The 17,782-nt window shown below is 42.2% G+C and carries 20 protein-coding genes; 5 read left to right on the forward strand and 15 right to left on the reverse strand.

Annotation, left to right across the window (positions count from 1 at the left end; genetic code table 11):
* From murD to Q1V93_RS10790, 8 genes are all read right to left on the reverse strand, one after another.
* On the reverse strand, window positions 1-713 hold a 713-nt coding region (gene murD, locus Q1V93_RS10755), incomplete at its 3' end, for a Mur ligase family protein (protein ID WP_300664553.1).
* Window positions 713-1,963 (reverse strand): phospho-N-acetylmuramoyl-pentapeptide-transferase, encoded by a 1,251-nt coding sequence (gene mraY / locus Q1V93_RS10760; protein WP_300664555.1) that lies wholly within the window; start codon window positions 1,961-1,963, stop codon window positions 713-715. The genes mraY and murD, both read right to left, overlap by 1 nt.
* Window positions 1,964-2,001: 38 nt before the next feature.
* Complete coding sequence (locus Q1V93_RS10765) at window positions 2,002-3,462, reverse strand: UDP-N-acetylmuramoyl-L-alanyl-D-glutamate--2,6-diaminopimelate ligase (RefSeq protein ID WP_300664557.1); 1,461 nt, start codon at window positions 3,460-3,462, stop codon at window positions 2,002-2,004.
* Window positions 3,459-5,561: a penicillin-binding protein gene (locus Q1V93_RS10770; RefSeq protein ID WP_300664559.1), complete on the reverse strand. Its 2,103-nt coding sequence runs from the start codon at window positions 5,559-5,561 to the stop codon at window positions 3,459-3,461. The genes Q1V93_RS10765 and Q1V93_RS10770 overlap by 4 nt, the downstream gene beginning before the upstream one ends.
* The gene (locus Q1V93_RS10775; protein ID WP_300664561.1) at window positions 5,554-6,099 is read right to left on the reverse strand and encodes an FtsL-like putative cell division protein; all 546 of its coding nucleotides are present in this window, start codon (window positions 6,097-6,099) and stop codon (window positions 5,554-5,556) included. Before Q1V93_RS10775 ends, Q1V93_RS10770 begins: the two co-directional genes overlap by 8 nt.
* A complete protein-coding gene (gene rsmH / locus Q1V93_RS10780) occupies window positions 6,089-7,015 on the reverse strand; it encodes a 16S rRNA (cytosine(1402)-N(4))-methyltransferase RsmH (RefSeq protein ID WP_300664608.1) in 927 nt (308 codons plus the stop codon). The genes Q1V93_RS10775 and rsmH overlap by 11 nt, the downstream gene beginning before the upstream one ends.
* Window positions 7,005-7,466 (reverse strand): division/cell wall cluster transcriptional repressor MraZ, encoded by a 462-nt coding sequence (gene mraZ / locus Q1V93_RS10785; RefSeq protein WP_300664563.1) that lies wholly within the window; start codon window positions 7,464-7,466, stop codon window positions 7,005-7,007. Before mraZ ends, rsmH begins: the two co-directional genes overlap by 11 nt.
* Window positions 7,467-8,577: 1,111 nt before the next feature.
* Window positions 8,578-9,264, reverse strand: coding sequence for an RluA family pseudouridine synthase (locus Q1V93_RS10790; RefSeq protein ID WP_300664565.1), 687 nt, complete (start codon window positions 9,262-9,264; stop codon window positions 8,578-8,580).
* Window positions 9,265-9,491: 227 nt separating this feature from the next.
* Here Q1V93_RS10790 and yihA point away from each other — a divergent pair, with 227 nt between their 5' ends.
* Window positions 9,492-10,103 carry a ribosome biogenesis GTP-binding protein YihA/YsxC gene (yihA, locus tag Q1V93_RS10795; RefSeq protein WP_300664567.1) on the forward strand — a complete coding sequence of 204 codons (612 nt, stop codon included), beginning with the start codon at window positions 9,492-9,494 and terminating at the stop codon, window positions 10,101-10,103.
* Window positions 10,104-10,145: 42 nt separating this feature from the next.
* Here yihA and Q1V93_RS10800 read toward each other — a convergent pair whose 3' ends face one another.
* On the reverse strand, window positions 10,146-11,270 hold the full coding sequence (locus Q1V93_RS10800) for an NAD-dependent epimerase/dehydratase family protein (protein WP_300664569.1): 1,125 nt from the start codon (window positions 11,268-11,270) through the stop codon (window positions 10,146-10,148).
* A gap of 45 nt (window positions 11,271-11,315) precedes the next feature.
* Between Q1V93_RS10800 and Q1V93_RS10805 the strand changes: the two genes are divergently transcribed.
* On the forward strand, window positions 11,316-11,636 hold the full coding sequence (locus Q1V93_RS10805; protein ID WP_300664570.1) for a hypothetical protein: 321 nt from the start codon (window positions 11,316-11,318) through the stop codon (window positions 11,634-11,636).
* On the opposite strand, the gene Q1V93_RS10810 is transcribed toward Q1V93_RS10805, so the two are convergent.
* Complete coding sequence (locus Q1V93_RS10810; RefSeq protein ID WP_300664572.1) at window positions 11,633-11,992, reverse strand: MGMT family protein; 360 nt, start codon at window positions 11,990-11,992, stop codon at window positions 11,633-11,635. The genes Q1V93_RS10805 and Q1V93_RS10810 overlap by 4 nt on opposite strands.
* A 119-nt stretch (window positions 11,993-12,111) precedes the next feature.
* Here Q1V93_RS10810 and Q1V93_RS10815 point away from each other — a divergent pair, with 119 nt between their 5' ends.
* From Q1V93_RS10815 to Q1V93_RS10825, 3 genes are all read left to right on the forward strand, one after another.
* Entirely contained in the window at window positions 12,112-12,486 is a 375-nt protein-coding gene (locus tag Q1V93_RS10815) for a four helix bundle protein (RefSeq protein ID WP_300664574.1), read from the forward strand.
* An 88-nt stretch (window positions 12,487-12,574) separates the two neighbouring features.
* The gene (locus Q1V93_RS10820) at window positions 12,575-12,895 is read left to right on the forward strand and encodes a T9SS type A sorting domain-containing protein (RefSeq protein WP_300664576.1); all 321 of its coding nucleotides are present in this window, start codon (window positions 12,575-12,577) and stop codon (window positions 12,893-12,895) included.
* Between the two features lie 62 nt (window positions 12,896-12,957).
* On the forward strand, window positions 12,958-13,329 hold the full coding sequence (locus Q1V93_RS10825; RefSeq protein ID WP_300664578.1) for a DMT family protein: 372 nt from the start codon (window positions 12,958-12,960) through the stop codon (window positions 13,327-13,329).
* 7 nt (window positions 13,330-13,336) lie between these two features.
* Here Q1V93_RS10825 and Q1V93_RS10830 read toward each other — a convergent pair whose 3' ends face one another.
* The 5 genes from Q1V93_RS10830 to Q1V93_RS10850 form a co-directional block, all read right to left on the reverse strand.
* Complete coding sequence (locus Q1V93_RS10830) at window positions 13,337-13,924, reverse strand: sugar transferase (RefSeq protein ID WP_300664580.1); 588 nt, start codon at window positions 13,922-13,924, stop codon at window positions 13,337-13,339.
* Window positions 13,924-15,135, reverse strand: a complete 1,212-nt coding sequence (locus Q1V93_RS10835) for a DegT/DnrJ/EryC1/StrS aminotransferase family protein (RefSeq protein ID WP_300664582.1) — start codon at window positions 15,133-15,135, stop codon at window positions 13,924-13,926. The genes Q1V93_RS10830 and Q1V93_RS10835 overlap by 1 nt, the downstream gene beginning before the upstream one ends.
* Window positions 15,136-15,214: 79 nt before the next feature.
* Entirely contained in the window at window positions 15,215-16,231 is a 1,017-nt protein-coding gene (locus tag Q1V93_RS10840) for a glycosyltransferase family 2 protein (protein WP_300664584.1), read from the reverse strand.
* Entirely contained in the window at window positions 16,228-17,133 is a 906-nt protein-coding gene (locus Q1V93_RS10845) for a UDP-3-O-(3-hydroxymyristoyl)glucosamine N-acyltransferase (RefSeq protein WP_300664586.1), read from the reverse strand. The genes Q1V93_RS10840 and Q1V93_RS10845 overlap by 4 nt, the downstream gene beginning before the upstream one ends.
* Before the next feature lies 1 nt (window position 17,134).
* A complete protein-coding gene (locus tag Q1V93_RS10850) occupies window positions 17,135-17,770 on the reverse strand; it encodes a PIG-L deacetylase family protein (protein WP_300664588.1) in 636 nt (211 codons plus the stop codon).
* Window positions 17,771-17,782 lie beyond the last annotated feature (12 nt).

Below are 17,782 nucleotides of genomic sequence, written 5' to 3' on the forward strand. Positions count from 1 at the left end.
GGAAGTTTTTTTGCCGGAACGGAGCGTTTCTCCATTTCAGCCATGATTGTCTGATCATCCGCATTGTAGATGAAATAATCATCTGCCGTTTGGTTGTTCAGGATGCGGAACTTCGAATTGACATACAATTGCATGTTGTACTCGTAGCGATCCAAATGATCCGGAGTGATGTTTGTCAGAATGGCAATCTCCGCTTTGAAATCTTCCATATCATCCAACTGGAAAGAACTCAACTCCAACACGTAAATTTCGTTGTCTTCCAACGCCACTTGTTTTGCGAAGCTATATCCGACATTTCCGGCCAATCCCACATTCAATCCTGCTTTTTTCAGCATGTGATGAATCAGCATCGTTGTGGTGGTTTTCCCGTTACTTCCCGTGATACACACTTTTTTTGCCGTGGTAAAATATCCTGCGAATTCGATCTCGGAAATCACTTTGATTCCTTTTTCGCGGATGGCTTTCATCACCGGTGCTTTTTCCGGAATTCCGGGCGACTTGATTACCAAATCTGCTTCCAGAATGCGCTCCATGCTGTGTTTCCCTTGTTCCCATTCCAATCCATACTGATCCAGTTCAGCCTGAAATGTTTCTTTGATACTCCCGAAATCAGAAACAAAGACTTTTGCCTCCTTTACTTTCGCAAGAATCGCAGCACCGACACCGCTTTCGCCGGCGCCCAAAACAACCACTATTTTGTTTTGAATGTTCATTACCGCAGTTTCAGAGTTACGATTGATACAACAGCCAGAAGAATTGCCACGATCCAGAAACGGGAAACGATTTTCGCTTCATGCAAGCCCTTTTTCTGGTAGTGATGATGCAGCGGGGCCATTCTGAAAATCCGGCGTCCTTCCCCAAATCGTTTTTTCGTGTATTTGAAATAACCAACCTGCATGATCACAGATAAATTCTCTACCAGGAAGATTCCGCACAGAACCGGAATCAATAATTCCTTGCGAATGGAAATGGCGAATACCGCAATGATTCCTCCCAAAGCCAAACTTCCGGTATCTCCCATGAAAACCTGTGCCGGGTAACTGTTATACCACAGGAATCCGATACATGCCCCCACGAAAGCAGCAATGAAGATTACGAGTTCTTCCGCATACGGAACGTACATCACATTCAGGTAATCCGCAAAATGAACATTCGACGTCACGTAGGCCAAAACCGCCAACGCAATTCCGGCAATGGCGCTCGTTCCCGTGGCCAGACCATCGAGTCCGTCCGTCATATTTGCCCCGTTCGAAACAGCTATCACCACAATGATCACAAAAGGAATGAACAAAGCCCAGCCGTAAGATTTGTCAATATCACCGATCAACCAGTTGTAGTTGAATTCGTTGTTTTTAACAAATGGAATCGTTGTCGTCATATCGCGTGTTACAATCCACTTGGAAGGAATGGTATCCACCACATCTTTTGAATGCTGATGCGTTACGAACGATTCTCCGGCTTGTAATTTGTAATTTGCCGAAACGCGTTTATGAACCTGTACATCCGGGTGAAAATACATGATTGATCCCACGATGACTCCCACTCCGATTTGTCCGACAACCTTGAATTTTCCTTTCAAGCCTTCTTTATTCTTTTTGAACACTTTGATGTAATCATCGATGAATCCGATTGCTCCCAGCCAAACAGTCGCAAGCAGCATCGTGATCACATATACGTTGTGCAATTTTGCAAACAAAAGCGTTGGAATTAAGATCGCGGAAAGAATGATCAATCCTCCCATTGTCGGTGTTCCCGCTTTTTCCAATTGCCCCGTCAAACCTAAATCACGAACCGTTTCACCGATCTGCTGACGACGCAACAGGTTGATCAGGCGTTTCCCGAAAATGATAGACACGATCAAGGAAGTAATCAATGCCATCGCCGCACGGAAAGAGATGTAATGAAACACCCCGGCTCCCGGAAAATCTAATTGTTCTAAATAATTAAAGAGGTATGTTAACATAACTTTTTAGTATTTGATTTGTGTTCGTTTTTCATTCATCACTTTTTGAGTTTCATGAAGTAATTCTTTACAACATCGAAATCATCGAAGGGATGTTTCACTCCGTTGATCTCCTGGTACTTTTCATGTCCTTTTCCCGCAATCAGGATAATATCTTTTGGCTGCGCCAAAGACACAGCCGTTTTAATGGCCTGATCTCTGTCCAGAATGGAAAGGACCTTCATTGTTTGGTGTGCTCCGACCCCGGCTTCCATTTGTTTTAAAATTTCCGCAGGATCTTCTGTTCGAGGGTTGTCTGAAGTCAAAATGACCTTGTTGCTTAATTCACAAGCAATACGTGCCATTTCGGGTCTTTTTAGCGCATCGCGATCGCCGCCACACCCCACCACCGTGATGACCTGCTCGTTTCGCGTACGAATATTTTCGATCGTTTTCAATACATTTTCCAACGCATCCGGCGTGTGGGCATAATCCACAATCGCAGTAATGTCCGATTCACTTTTGGTGAACTGGAAACGCCCGTCAACGGATTCCAGGCGGCTTAAAACCGTCAATACTTCCGTTGAATCCGAACCAAGCAACTGGCTGATTCCGTAAACCGTCGCGATGTTGTATGCATTGAAATCTCCGATCAAACGGGTCCAAAGTTCAATTCCATTCACCGTCAGAAGTAAACCATTAAAGCTGTTTTCCAATACTTTTACTTTGAAATCGGAATGTGTTTTCAAACCGAAAGTGGAAATCTTCGCTTTCGTATTCTGAACCATCACCATTCCGTTCTTGTCATCCGCATTTACCAGGGCAAAAGCTTCTTTCGACAAACCGTCAAAAAATGCCTTTTTAGCTTCGATATATGCTTTAAACGTTCCGTGATAATCCAAATGATCGTGCGTGATATTCGTGAAAGCACCACCTTTGAAAACCAAGCCGGCAATACGATTCTGAACTACCGAATGCGAACTGACTTCCATGAAACAATACGAACACCCCTGAGCCACCATGTCTGCCAGCAAAGCATTCAATGCAATCGGATCCGGAGTGGTATGCGTGGAAGGAATCGTTTCTTTTCCGATCAGATTCACTACTGTTGAAATCAATCCCACTTTGTAGCCCAATCCGGTATACAAATCGTGTAAAAGTGTTGTCGTGGTTGTTTTTCCGTTTGTTCCGGTAACTCCTACCAATTGCAAATACTGTGAAGGATAATCATAAAAAGCATGTGCCAGTTCACCTAAAGCCTTTGAAGTGTCCGGAACCAGCAACACTGTTACATGCGACGGAACTTCCACACTTTTCTCGAGCACCAATGCCGTACATCCTTGAGCCAGCACCTGCGGAATGAAATCGTGTGCATCTACTTTCGTTCCTTTCACAGCAATGAAAAGCGTTCCTGCAAGAGCTTTGCGGGAATCTGAAACAAGCGCAGAAACCATCGCATCAGCCGGACCGATCCACTGAGTTACTTTCGTTGCTTTTGCTATTTCATGTAAGGTTTTCATTCCAATATCAATTCTATTAATCCTCCCGGAACCAATGGTGATCCGGCAGGAATTGTTTGTTTTACCACTTTTCCGCTTCCACGGACATACACATGCATTCCCAAATCTTCAATCAGAGCAACCGCATCTTTCGCTGTTAAACCTGCGAGATTCGGAACGGTCGTTGAAGAAATTTTGCGTGGAACAATGGAGATATTCGAACCTGAAGTTCGAACGTGTGACCATTCGCTGTACGCATCCAATTGGTAAGGCAGATGCAAACGCTTCAAAACCGTCACCAAATCCGTAATGTTCCCATCCTTGATCGCCGGAGCATCCTTAACCCGCTTTTTCTCTTCGTTAATCGCTTTGTGATAATTCAACGAATTGGAGTAAACCTTGTTTGCAATTGCAGAGAACACCGTTCCGGAAACCGTTGCTCCGTAAATATCTTTGGAAGGTGCAGCAACTACTACAATACAGGAATAAAGCGGTTCATCTGCAGGGAAGTAACCAACGAACGAAGCCTGATACGTTTTGTTTCCTTCTTCTCCGTAACGTCCGTCAGCATTCTGAACTACCGCCGTTCCTGTTTTTCCCGCAATATCAAAAAGGGCCGATTTCAAAGCACTTCCCGTTCCACGCTTCACAACTCCTTTCAAGCATTCCTGTAAAGCACGCAATGTTTTATCAGAGCAGATTTTCGGACGAAGCACAATCGGTTTGTAAGTCTTCACAATTCGTTGTCCTCTGCGGATATGCTCCACAAACTGAGGCCGGACCAGGGTTCCGTTATTCGCTACCGCATTGTAAAAAGCCAAAGTCTGCAAAGGCGTTTGCTGCACCTCGTAACCGATTGCCATCCATGGAAGAGAAATTCCCGACCATTGCCTGGTTCCCGGTGCGTACAAGGTTGGTTTCGGTTCACCCTGAAGATCAATTCCCAATGAGTCACCGATTCCGAACGAACGCAAACGATCAATGAACAATTGCGGCTCTTTGCGGTATGCATTGTGAATCACCCGTGCAATGACGTTGGAAGAAAGTTCGAATGCCCTGCGAATCGTGATTTTACCATAACCGTACGGATTCGAATCTTTTAATTTCAGATCATAGAACTGGTATTCACCAACCGCATTCACCGTATCATCCAAACTAATCTTTTGATCTTCCAAAGCAGCCATTAAAACAGCTAATTTGAAAGTAGAACCCGGAACCTCTTTCGTACCGATCGCATGGTTATACAACTCGTAATATTCGCCATCGGAAGCCAATTGCAAATTCGAAACCGCACGAACAAAACCTGTTTTCACATCCATTACAATCACACAACCGCTTTTCGCGCCCTGGTTTTTCAACTGCCGGTACAATTCGGAATGTGCCACTTCCTGGATTTCCATATCAAGCGAAGTAATTAAATCAGCTCCTTCGATCGGCTCGCGAATCATTTTCCCCGTTCTTTTCCAACCGGAAGAAATTTTTTGCTCCACTTCTTCACCCGGTTCTCCTGCAAGCACTTCGTTAAACGCTCCCTCAATTCCTACACGCAATTCTTTGGAATTCTCATTGTGCTGATAATAACCGAGTGTTCTTTTTAAGATTTCTCCGTGAGGACGTTTCCGCAAAATGGTTTCATCCGTATCAATCAAACCTCCTTTGTTTCTTCCCAAATTGAAAATCGGCAATTCCCTTAAACGATGTCGTTGTTCATTCGTCGCTTTCAGTTTAATGGTAATATACCGTCTTCCTCTTGCTCTTCCTTTTCGAATATAATTTTCGAAATCGCGGGAAGAAGTTTCCGGAAACAACTGGCTTAAACCGCGAGACAAATCACTGATCTCCTTGTCGAAAATTTCCTGGCTCACAACTGTAGGATCCATGTGTATGTCAAAGAACGACACCGATGTAATCAACGGCGTATAATTTCTATCGAGTACTTCTCCGCGTCTCGGGTAACGTTTTACCGCGCGGGTTGGTATTTTTTCTTTGGTTGCTGCAAACAGCGAAGCACTTCCTTCCGACTGAATGATCACCGTTTTCACGATCACCACAATCAAAGCGATGAAGAAACCTATGTAAACCAGGTAAGCCCGCCACATCAAGTCCTTTTTATCACTCATTGTCTGCCCGCTTTAATCGTATCACTTTCGCCGGATTTACCGTTTCCTTCAATCCGCGTTTCTCCAATGCCTGAACCAAACGGTAACGGGAAGTCGATTCTTCCAAACGCGCCTTGTTCTCTATGTATTCAGCAGTCTGCGCATCCACATCAGCCTGCAGATCCGTAATGTCTTTTTGCAATTGTTTGCCATAATATCCTTTCGCCACCATCAACATCAGCAACAAGAGGATAAAAAAGATGAACGTCAGGTTATTCAACACAAAATCTCTTGTCAGAATCTCCCCGTTCAACACCTGAATCAGCAAATTCTGGCGACGTGGTTTCGCAGCCGTTGCCGCCTTCACTTTTGCCTTCGGATTCGAACTGTTTTCAACCTTCGGCTTTTCCGCAACCTTCTTTGCAGATGCTTTTTTTGCGACCCTCTCCTTCTTTACAACCTTCTCCTCCGGTATTTCCGTGGAATATTTTTCACGAGATGATTTCCCTCGTACAGCATCCATCGGATTTTCCTCCCGTTCTCTGTACTCATTTTCCATCACTCATCTTTTTAGCAATTCGCAACTTTGCACTTCGCGCACGTGAATTCAGCTGAATCTCTTCTTCAGTTGGCAAAATCGGTTTGCGATTCACCTCTTCAAAAGGCTTCAACACTTTTCCGAAGAAATCTTTTTCAATCGACCCATCCAGGTTTCCGCGTTTCATGAGGTTTTTCACCAAACGATCTTCCAGAGAGTGATAGGACATCACTACCAAACGCCCTTCCGGCTTCAACACTTCAGCGGTCTGAAGCAGAAACTTCTCCAACACATCCATTTCCTGGTTCACCTCAATACGAAGCGCCTGGAATACCTGTGCAAAGAATTTATGATCTTTAAACTTCGGAGCAACCGGCAGCAAAGCCTCCATCAACTCACCCGTTGTTTTAATTTTTGAGCGATTACGCGCTTTCACCAATTCCACAGCCGTTTTGAACGGATGATCCAATTCACCGTATTTCCGGAAGATTGCAGCCAATTGTTCTTCATCGTAAGTCTGAACAATTTTTGCCGCCGTGAAATCCCCCGATTGGTTCATGCGCATATCCAAAGCTTCATTGGAACGAATCGAGAACCCCCTTTTCGCGTCGTCAAACTGATGAGACGAAACACCCAGATCTGCCAGAATTCCATCAACAACAGGAATACCCAAAACACGTAAATGATTTTTGAGAAAAGCAAAGTTGGCAGCTACAAAATGGAAATTCGGAGCTTCCCATGCATTTGCACGAGCGTCCGGATCCTGATCAAATACAATCAGCTGGCCTTTTGGAGAAAGTTTTTCGAAAATGGCACGCGAGTGACCGCCACCACCAAAGGTAACATCTACGTAAATCCCATCCGGATTAATTGCTAATCCATCAAGACACTCCTGCAACATGACAGGCACGTGGTATGCAGCATCGTTATTCGTCATCATTCCCCAAATCACCCATTACTTCATCTGCCAAATCAGCAAAATCAGCCATGTTTCCATCAATCAGTTGGAAATATTTGTCCTTGTCCCAGATTTCAATTCGATCGTTGTATGCGATCAGCATCACATCCTTATCCAAACCAACACGTTCCATGTGCATCACCGGAATCAATGCGCGACCCGCATTATCCAGCGCGATTTGTTTTGCCCCCTGATGAAACAAGCGGTAAAACATCCGGTTTTGTGGTTTAAACAAGTTCAGCTTCGACAACTTCGCCGACAACTTTTCCCATTCATTCATCGGGTAAAGCGTCAAACAGTCTTCAAAGCCTTTGTTCAACATGAATTGTTCCTGAGCATCCGGAGAAAGTTGCTTGCGCAGCCCTGCAGGGAAGAGGAATCGTCCTTTTCCATCCAGTTTTACTTCAAATTCTCCGACAAGTCCAGCCATAGCTATTAATAATGGGTAAAATTAGGGAGAATCACCCACTTTTTACCACCAAATTACACTTTGTTGATAACTTCTAACGTAAACAACAAACATAAGGTTACAACATTTTATTCAAAAGGTCTGATTTTATTGAATTTTTAGATTTTTAATCCATGGTGGTAAAAAGTGGTAACAAATGAAAAATTGTGGAAAAATTGTCTGAAAGAGAACAAACCGGCCGGCCGTTACAAAACGGAATGAAAGATCAAACAAAACGCATGAATCTATCTGTTTTATTGACCTAACAATCAACCATTCAACTGAAAATTCACTATGAAGATAAAAAGCTCATTCTTCCGGTCAACTTCCAAATTTTCTGACATTTCTGACAGGCAAAAAGCGTCGTCAAAAAATTCGGTCAACTTCCTAAATGCCCGAATAAAAAAAACCGAAAAACACTTCTTATCCCGGAACGTTTTAAAAGACACCATTTAGTCGTAACGCTAAACAACGAATCGAAATAATCCCAAACGGAAAGAACGTCCCGATATATTGACATTTTTCAAAGGACAAGAAGGGAGGAAAAAGCCGTGTTTTCTGCTTTTGAAGTCGAAAAAAGATCAATTACCAGGCTGACAATTCCTGAGAATAAAAAAACTTCTCATTTCATTTTGTAGGAAATCAAACTATTTATCAGGTGTTTAGTTGTAATGTTCACGAATTTCGGAAAACCACATTTGCATTTTCAGTATTTATACGGTTGTATAATCCTTTTTAACCCCTTACTTTTGTAATAACACTATTCACAACAAATATGAGTCAGAATTGAAAGCTGAATCAGGCGGACTGCTGGTCAAGGAGCAGAAAAACCTGGAAGGTATCAGATGACTTAAAAATATGGAATATGACTGGGAAATTTGTTTATTTCCTGCAAAGGCGCTAACTTTCCCAGTCAATTCACTAAATTGTTTGACAATAAAACAAAGATATTGAGCTGAGGGTGTTCTTCAAAAATCATCCGATATGTTTCACAAAGCACTCTTACGCAAGAGTTAGTTAGGTTAAGTTGTAGTAGAAAAGCCCTTTGAATTAATGTTCAAAGGGCTTTTTCCATTTATATCCTCTTCGGTATTCAGACTCCGTTCAAAAAAACAGACCAAAATTCAGGCAAATCCACCTGAAGATCTATCAACTCTCCTGAAAACGGCTGTTGAAACCGGAGACTGTAAGCGTGTAAAAAAAGCTCGTGAATTCCCAATTCCTCCTGAAAATAATGATTGTGGTGCCGGTTTCCGTATTTCGGATCGTTGATGATCGGATGAGCCATTTTGTTTGCATGAATCCGCAGTTGATGCATTCTACCCGTTACCGGAATCATTTCCACCAAACTGTAGCGTTGTTTTTCATAGGGCGGAATGATGTAATCCCGTTCGAACTGCTCCAGACACCGGAAGATTGTTTTTGCCTCCTTGTAGTTTCCGCGATCGTTTTTCACCGGTGAATCAATAATTCCTTCCGCATCCACAAAACCACGAAGCAGAGCCAGGTATTTTTTTTCGATTTCGTCTTTTTCAAACAGACTTTGAAATTCAGCCACCCATTTTGATTCTTTGGCGAAAAGCAGTAATCCGGAAGTTTTACGATCCAGGCGATGAACCGGACTTGCATTCTCCCACCCTTGTACGCGAATCAGATCTGTCAAAGAAGTTTCTTCGATGTTTCGCGCATAATACGAATGATGCACGATCAGATTTACCGGCTTATTCACCACCAGACATTGCTCGTCTTCAAATACTACACTTATCGGCTCCTGGTTCAACGTTCAGATTTAATAGCAACAAAGTTAGCAGAATAAAAAACGCGGAAGACCAGAAACACTCCCGTCTGAAATTGCGCATTCGCATATTCATAACTTTTTCATCTGGGTTTAATTTTGGTTGATGCAAACATAGCTCCCCTTCAAAAAGCATTCAACACATCATTTGTCGTATTTTGAATCAGGGTACGAACAAAAATATTCTCGTACCTTTGCAACAAAAAAAGCACATGGTTATCAAGGAAGCAAAATTCATCATCAGTAATACAGACATCAAACTTTGTCCGACAGACGGAAAGCCGGAATATGCTTTTATCGGTCGCTCAAATGTTGGTAAATCTTCCTTGATTAACATGTTGGTGGATAAAAAAGACATGGCAAAAACTTCCGGGAGACCTGGAAAAACGCAATTGATCAACCACTTCTTAATCAACGACGAATGGTACCTGGTGGATTTACCGGGATACGGATATGCGAAGGCTTCGAAATCGAGCAGACACCAATGGGAGAAATTTATTTCTGAGTTTTTGACGAGACGAGAAATGCTCATTAACACCTTTGTTTTGATTGATTCACGTTTGGAGCCGCAAAAAATCGATTTGGAGTTCATGACCTGGTGTGCGGAACAACAATTGCCATTCTCGATGGTTTTCACCAAAATCGACAAGCTTTCCAGCTCTGCTTTGCAGAAAAACCTGGCTGCTTATAAAAAGGAAATGTTGAAATACTGGGAGGCACTTCCACCGGTTTTCACGACTTCCAGCGAATCTAAATTTGGAAGAGAGAAACTTCTCAACTACATTGAGCAAATTAATTTTGATTTGGCAAACAGCAAGGGATAATGTAAGATGAAGAATTGACAAGGTATTTTCCACTATCAATTTTCAATTCTCAGAATCCATACGACCTTTGATCGTTATATCAATCGTATCTTCCAGTTTCGTGAATTGGAAATCAGGAAAATCATTCAACAGTTTTTCGTTGGAAAATTTGGAATCGCTCTGAGAGCTTCGGGCACTTTCTTTTGTGATCGTCGGGCGCTTTCCGGTAAAACGACCCGAAAGCCCTGATAAACGCCATGCAAGCCCTGTTAAAAACGGTCCGGCCAATATAGAAGGTGCTTTTACGCGGAGCTTCTCACAAATCCGGTCGAATAATTCTTTGAAAGTGATATTCGAACCAGTAACCAGGTAGCGCTCTCCGGTTTTTTCCGTTTCGATGAGTCGAATGATCAACGCAGAAACATCCCGTACATCTACAAAAGCATTCGATCCTTTGGTATAAAATTTCAATCCTTTGTGCAGCGTCCGGAAGATTTTCAGGGAGCTTTCTTCCCAGGAACCCGGACCAAACATCACGCTTGGATTCACAATCGAAACCGGCAAGCCTTCTTCATTTGCCCGCCAGACTTCTTTTTCAGCACTGAATTTAGAAAGCGAATATCCACTCACCTCATCATTCGGATTCCATTCATTGGACTCGCGTTTCAGTCCGTCCGAAAAATTCGAATCACTTCCCACAGCTGCTGTAGAAGAAACATATACAAACTGATCGACTCCGGAATTCAGGGCAAAATTGACCATATTGGCCGTTCCCCTGCGATTCACCCTGAAAAGCGTATTAAAATCCCGCCGGTGAAACGAAACCAAAGCGGCACAATGAACTACTTTTGAAATACCGATCAAAGCATCTTCAACATCTGAAAGATCCAGTATATCTCCCTGAAACCAGGTTAATTTTGCCTTTAAAGAAGCTGCTTTCCCGGAATGATAAAACTTCAACAAGCGGTAAACCACTTCCTTACGTGATTCTTCGCGATACATCGCACGAACTTCATATCCCCGAAGAAGTAAATCGACCACAATGTGTGATCCAAGAAGTCCGGTTGCACCTGTGACCAAAATCATCCTTACAAAGGTAATCAGTAATATTACGCGGGAAATAAATGGTAAAGAATATTCATCCGGATGTTTGTTCGGAAAGAATGAATATTTAACGATTCTGAGCAAACAAACGATTTTTCTAATCAAACAGTTTCTTCGTATCTTTGCTTCATGAAAGGGAAAAATTTACTACGACTCCTTTCTGTTATTTTTATTCTTGCGTTTATGAGTTCTTGCCAATCGGAGTATGAACGCCAGATTGAACATGCCAGAGAGTTAATCAAAAAAGAACGGGTTTTATTAAACCAAATGGGAGAAATGGAAACCATTTCCCATAATTACAAAGCATTGGAATCCATCCAAAAAGAGCTTTCATTCCGCGCTCATCTTTCAGGAAACGAAGAGTTATTCAATGAGCAAGTGAAGAACTACAGAACCAATTATGAATTAAGAGCAGCAAGGGAACAAAATCTTATTTCCAAGTTTCCTTAACCGATTTCCAATTCCCTTAAAGGATCCCAAAAGACTTCTTTCCAGTTTACGATACGGTCATCTACAACTTCTACTCCATCCATCCTCAACAATTCCGCCATGTGGGTCGGCGTTTGAAAATGCATTTTACCTGTCAGCATGCCATTTCTGTTTACGACTCTTTGCGCCGGAACACCTTCCTGACCATGAACGGCATTCATTGCCCAACCCACCATCCGGCTTCCGCTTTTTGTTCCTAAATAAGCAGCAATTGCTCCATAAGACGTAGCTCTTCCTCTTGGAATCAAGCGAACAACCTGGTACACACGGTCGAAGAAATCTGCGTTTGCTTCTGAAAGTTTGATTGGTTTTACCATGAATTAAAATTAGTTGAAAATGGAGAATTGTAGAATTGAAAAGCCATAAATGTGATTCTTAAGTTCAAAAAGGCTTGGTTTGCAAGGATCTTTTTCTTTAAAAAAGAAAGATAAAACACATGACATCAAAACCACTAGATATTCGGGAAAGAACATTTCAATTCGCATTGCAGACTTTTAGAATTTGTGAGCAAATTAATGAGACTGAGAAAAATTTCATAATCACCAAACAACTCGCAAGGGCTGCATCTTCTGTTGGAGCCAATGTTAGGGAAGCTAGAAATGCAGAAAGCAAAAATGACTTTATTCATAAGTTATCAATTGCTCTCAAAGAATGTGACGAATCAAATTACTGGATTGAGCTACTAATAGAATTAAGTAAATCAAAAAAAGAAGACTTAAATTTATTGAAAGAAGAATCCAGTCAAATAATGAAGATTCTGAGTACCATCATCTTAAAATCAAAAGCTAATTCAAGTTGGATAAAGAGATAACTTTTCTTTTCAATTCTCCATTGTTAATTTTCAATTTCCTGTAACCTTTCATTCCGGCAGTTGTTATAAAGACAAATCCAAAGAACCCATGAAAACCTTCGTTTTGTTAAGTGGACTTTTCCTTATTTCCACTTCGTTACACGCACAATTGGCAGACCCTCCGGAAGAAAACGCTTTACCGAACTGGGATCTCAAAGTGTATCCGAATCCGACCAGTGATTTACTCATTGTTTCTTCTTCTGTTGATATCAAAGATGTTACTTTAATTGACCTGAACGGACAGGTGATTAAAAACCGGGCTATGCCAAACTGGTGTTATTCCCTTCACGATCTGCCGGCAGGATGGATTTTTGTCTACGTTGAAAGCACGGACGGAAGAGTCGAAAAGAAAAACGTTTATAAAAATTAATACCGATCCCGCTCAGGCGGGATTTCTTTTTTCGAATCGCTTACATTTGTAAGAAAAATCCGATGAGAATACTTCTTACAATTGCTTTGCTGCTCGTTTCAAACTCGTTTATGACTTACGCCTGGTACGGGCATTTGAAAGATCATTCAACCGAAAAGAAAACCGGAATCTGGGTGTTTGCGGTAACCATACTGGTGAGTTGGGGAATCGCCCTTTTCGAATACATGTTCATGGTTCCAGCCAATAAAATCGGTTATCAGGGCAATGGCGGACCATTTTCATTGATTCAGCTAAAAATCATCCAGGAAGTAATTTCCATTGTCGTTTTCATGATCTTTTCCCTACTCTTCTTCAAAGACGAAGTTTTCAGATGGAATCATGCGGTTGCATTTTTATTAATTCTGATTGCGGTTTATCTGGTGTTCAAAAAGTAGGTGCCTTTTAGCGAATCATTTTCAAAAACGTCTGCCACATAATTTTAATGTCCTGCCCCAAGGTCGGATTGGCAATGTATTTTTTGTTCAACTCGATTTTAGCCGGCATGATTTCATGAATGTAAGTTTCTCGCGGATTTTCCGATTTACCAAGCAATTCATTCTCTTTGAAATACTCCAAAGAAGCATAATCCGTAATTCCGGGTTTTACAGAAAGAATCTTTCGCTGCTCTTCGGTATAAAAACTGACATATTCCTGAACTTCCGGTCTTGGCCCCACGATACTCATTTCTCCGGTCAACACGTTTAAAAACTGCGGAAACTCATCCAGTTTTGATTTGCGGATAAAATATCCGACCCGCGTGATTCTCGGATCTCTCATTCCAACGGTCAGTTTGCCCAATTTATCGGCATCCACCCGCATGGTGCGGAATTTCCATAATTTAAACGGAATACCATTTTTGCCAATTCTCTCCTGCCTGTAAAATATCCCACCTTTGCTTTCCAAAACGATTGCAAGAGAGATTAAAATTCCGAAGGGAAGAAATACCGACAGAATCATGAATGAAACAAGAATATCGAACAAGCGTTTCATTATCCCATCACTTGTTTTACAGCCGTTTTAACAGCGTGAAGAACTATCTGAACCTGTTCGTCCGTCAAATCAAAATAAACGGGCAGCGTGATCTCGTTTGCGTATTTGTCCCAGGCTTCAGGATAATCCGACATCTTATAGCCTAATTTTTTATAGGCCGTCAAAATCGGCAACGGCTGAAAGTGAACATTTACCGAAACATCCTGATCAAAAATGGCCTGCATAATCGCGTCCCGCTGTTCTTCCGAAGCCCCTGCAATTCTCAATTGATACAAGTGATAACAGGTTTCCCGCTTTTCGTCCTTCATTTTTGGGAGAATGGCCCAGGATTCATTTTTCAGCCCTTCATTGTATGCCAGACAAATGGTTTTTCTACGATCCAGGTTTTCATGAAAGCGTTCCAGTTCCACCAAACCGATTGCGGCCTGAAGATCCGTCATATTGCATTTGAATCCGGGCTCAGCCACATCGTAGCGCCAGTTTCCTTTTTGTGCTTTGGCAAGTGCATCTTTGCTTTGACCGTGAAGAATCTTGATACACAATTCTTTGTAGATTTCCTCGTGATCAAAATCATCCGGTAAATTGATGGTCATCGTTCCGCCTTCCGCTGTCGTAAGGTTTTTTACCGCATGGAATGAAAAAGCACTTACGTCTGCAAGACTTCCCGAACGTTTTCCGCCATACGTTGCGCCAAAGGAATGAGCCGCGTCCGCAGCAACCAAAATCCGACCCAATTTTTTCTGATATTCCGAATTTGCCTGGAATAATTTCTTGATTTCAGGATCATTCACGATTTCGTAAATTCCGTCGTAATCACATGGAAAACCGGCAATATCAACCGGCATAATTGCTTTTGTTCGTGGTGTAATTGCCGCACGGATTGCTGCTACCGAAATATTAAAATCATCCGGGTTCAAATCTACCATCACCGGTTTTGCCCCGGTATGAATGATCACATTTGCGGACGCACAATACGTAATTGCCGGGATGATCACCTCATCGCCTGCTCCGATTCCCCACCAACGCAACAACAATTCCATTCCCGCTGTCCAGGAACTAACCGCAACCGTACATTTGTTTCCACAATATGCAGTAAGCTGTTTTTCAAACAATTTTGTTCTCGGACCGGTTGTAATCCAACCTGAGGTTAACGCACTTGTTACTTCATCAATTACGCGTTGATCGATGCGGGGTGGTGAAAACGGAATCATATTTAAAATCTATTAAAATTTGTCTTTCTGATCAAAAGCAGTATCTGCTCTCATTTTGGCGAAATTACTGAATATTCTACTAGCGCGACATATTTTTATACTTATCGCCCGGCTTTCTGTTCGCTATTAAAAAGGTTGCAATTCCTTTCAGATACCCCCAACCGTAGCTGATATGCAGAATCGGGAAAATCACAAAAATGCGGTTAAACTCATTGACACTTTCTGCAATCCGGGAAGTAACAAAAAGACCTAAAAGGAGATAAATTCCAAAGAAGGACAATCCATAAAGCCACAGCAGCGGATGAATCAAAAATAAAAACTGGACGAGTATCAGGTACAAGACAAACAAGGGCGGAACCAATTGTCTGAGCGTTGTAACAGCTTTGTGTTTCTTATTGACATATACTTTCCAGTATCCGTATTGCATGAATTGCTTCCACAATTGGCTGATACTTCCGCGAACATAGTATTTCAACGAAATCGACGCATTGTACCAGATTTTTCCTCCGGCTTTCGTCACCCGAAAGTTGAAATCATCATCCTGGTTGCGAATCAATTCTTCATCAAAGTACCCGATTTTTTCAAAAACCCAGCCCGGATACATCGGAGTTCCGACTGTATCCACAAATCCGGATTCGCTGAGCGTTCTGAAATTTCCCAATCCCATTCCGAAGGATGTTCCCATCGCTTTGGCAATCATTTTTCCCTCTTCATTGAGATACACATTGTTGACTGCTCCGCCAACACACCAGATCTCCGGATTCTTTTGAAGCGTTTCCGCCGCATCTTTCAAATAATTCGGCGAAACGACTTGTCTCGCCCCGATAATCTGGTAGAAATCCGCATCTTTTGTTGCATAGATTCCCAGGTTAAAGGCATACGGCGTGAGTTGTTTTTCATTCGGAACGATTTTCAGGTCCTTGTATTTTGTTTGAAGATCATTCAACAATTCAAGTGTTCCGTCATTGCTTTTTCCGTCAACTACATTGACAAAAAGCTCATAATTTTCAGGTAAATCGGATGCATAAATGGCCCGAATACATTCTTCGATATTCCGGACTTCATTTCTGCACGGGATAACAACTGCGATTTTCATTTTTTCTCGAAAGGTTTTGCAGGATTTCCAGCTACAATGCTTCCTTCCGCTACATTTTTAACTACCACAGCACCCAATCCTACTAAGGAATTATCTGCAACCTGTAGTTTTTGCCGGATCGAAGACGAGGGAGAAACCCACACATTTTCTCCGATTTCAACACTTCCGGCAACCATCGCATTGGCAATGATCAAACTGTTTTTACCGATCTTCACTCCATGAGCAATGTGAACCAGGTTATCCACTTTCACATTTTCTTCCAGTAACGTGGAGCCCAAAACTGCGCGGTCGATACACACGTTATTTCCGATCTCAACACGGTTCCGAAGCACTACATTTCCGATATGGGGCATTAATTCGTATGCATTCTCTTCGTTCATTTCGTAGCCGAAACCAACTCCTCCGATCGTATTGTTCGAACCAAGTGTGCAATCGTCTCCGATTTCGGTAGATGCATGAATAACCGTATTCGCGCCGATCGTCACCCGATTTCCGAACACACAGTTTTTATCAATAAATACATTTGCCCCGATATGTACTGTGTCCGGATTAAATTTCACCGACGGATCAATAACTGCCGTAGGATGAACAAATCCGAAGGTTTTCTTGTCCGCAAAAAATTCCTGCAACACTTTCAAAAAAGCGCTTCGTGGTTTCTCAACCGGAATCAGATGAAGCTGTGGCAATTGTTCTTTCATTTCAGTGAAAACCGGAATGCTCACAATCACATTTCCACCTTTCAGGGCGATCAGATTTTCTTTGTTTTTATCTGAACACCAGCCCAATGATGCAACACCAAAATCCGCATCATCAAGCGAGCGAATTTGAGTAATCTGCTGATCATTCCCTGAACTTTCCGAGCCGGACTGCAAGAAACTTCTAATTTCTTCTAAACGAATCATATCAATCAATTATCCAGCGAACAATGTTAAATGCTTCTGCATATTTTGTCCCGATCTGAACTCCTCTTGTCCGTGCAACGGATCTTAAGAAATCTTCATCGGAATAAGGTCTGTGCGCCTGAGATTGGTATTCTTTCAGCGCATTCACTTTTGTCTGCACATGATTTTCAGTCAAATGAATGAAACTGGAAGTGGAAAAAGACAAATTATTCCACGGAAGTTCATACGACATAATGGACGAGAATTTGAATGCTCTCAAACCTTCCGTAGCAATTGTTGCGTGATCCTGGTGAACATCCTGCAAATCCGGCATAAAGATCAATTCCGGCTTGATTTCCGAGCGAAGTTTGATCAAATCATCCAGAATATCCTGACGACGATATCCGAACGTGCGTACATCGTAATCAAACAAAATCAGGTTTTCAGGCTTAATTCCAAGAACTTTGGTCGCAGCCTTCACTTCCGTGATCAGAATATCTGACGGGAACTGAGGAAGTACGGATTGCTGACAAGCTGAGAAAGCTGCGTAATATACCTCATGCCCTTCTTCAATAAATTTTGCTATTGATCCACCACATCCGAATTCACCATCATCTGTATGAGGTGCCAAAACAAGCACTCTTTTTTTATTTTTCATTCTATTCAATCG

Origin of the sequence: Fluviicola sp., assembly GCF_030151805.1 — a bacterium.
Taxonomy (GTDB): domain Bacteria; phylum Bacteroidota; class Bacteroidia; order Flavobacteriales_D; family Crocinitomicaceae; genus Fluviicola.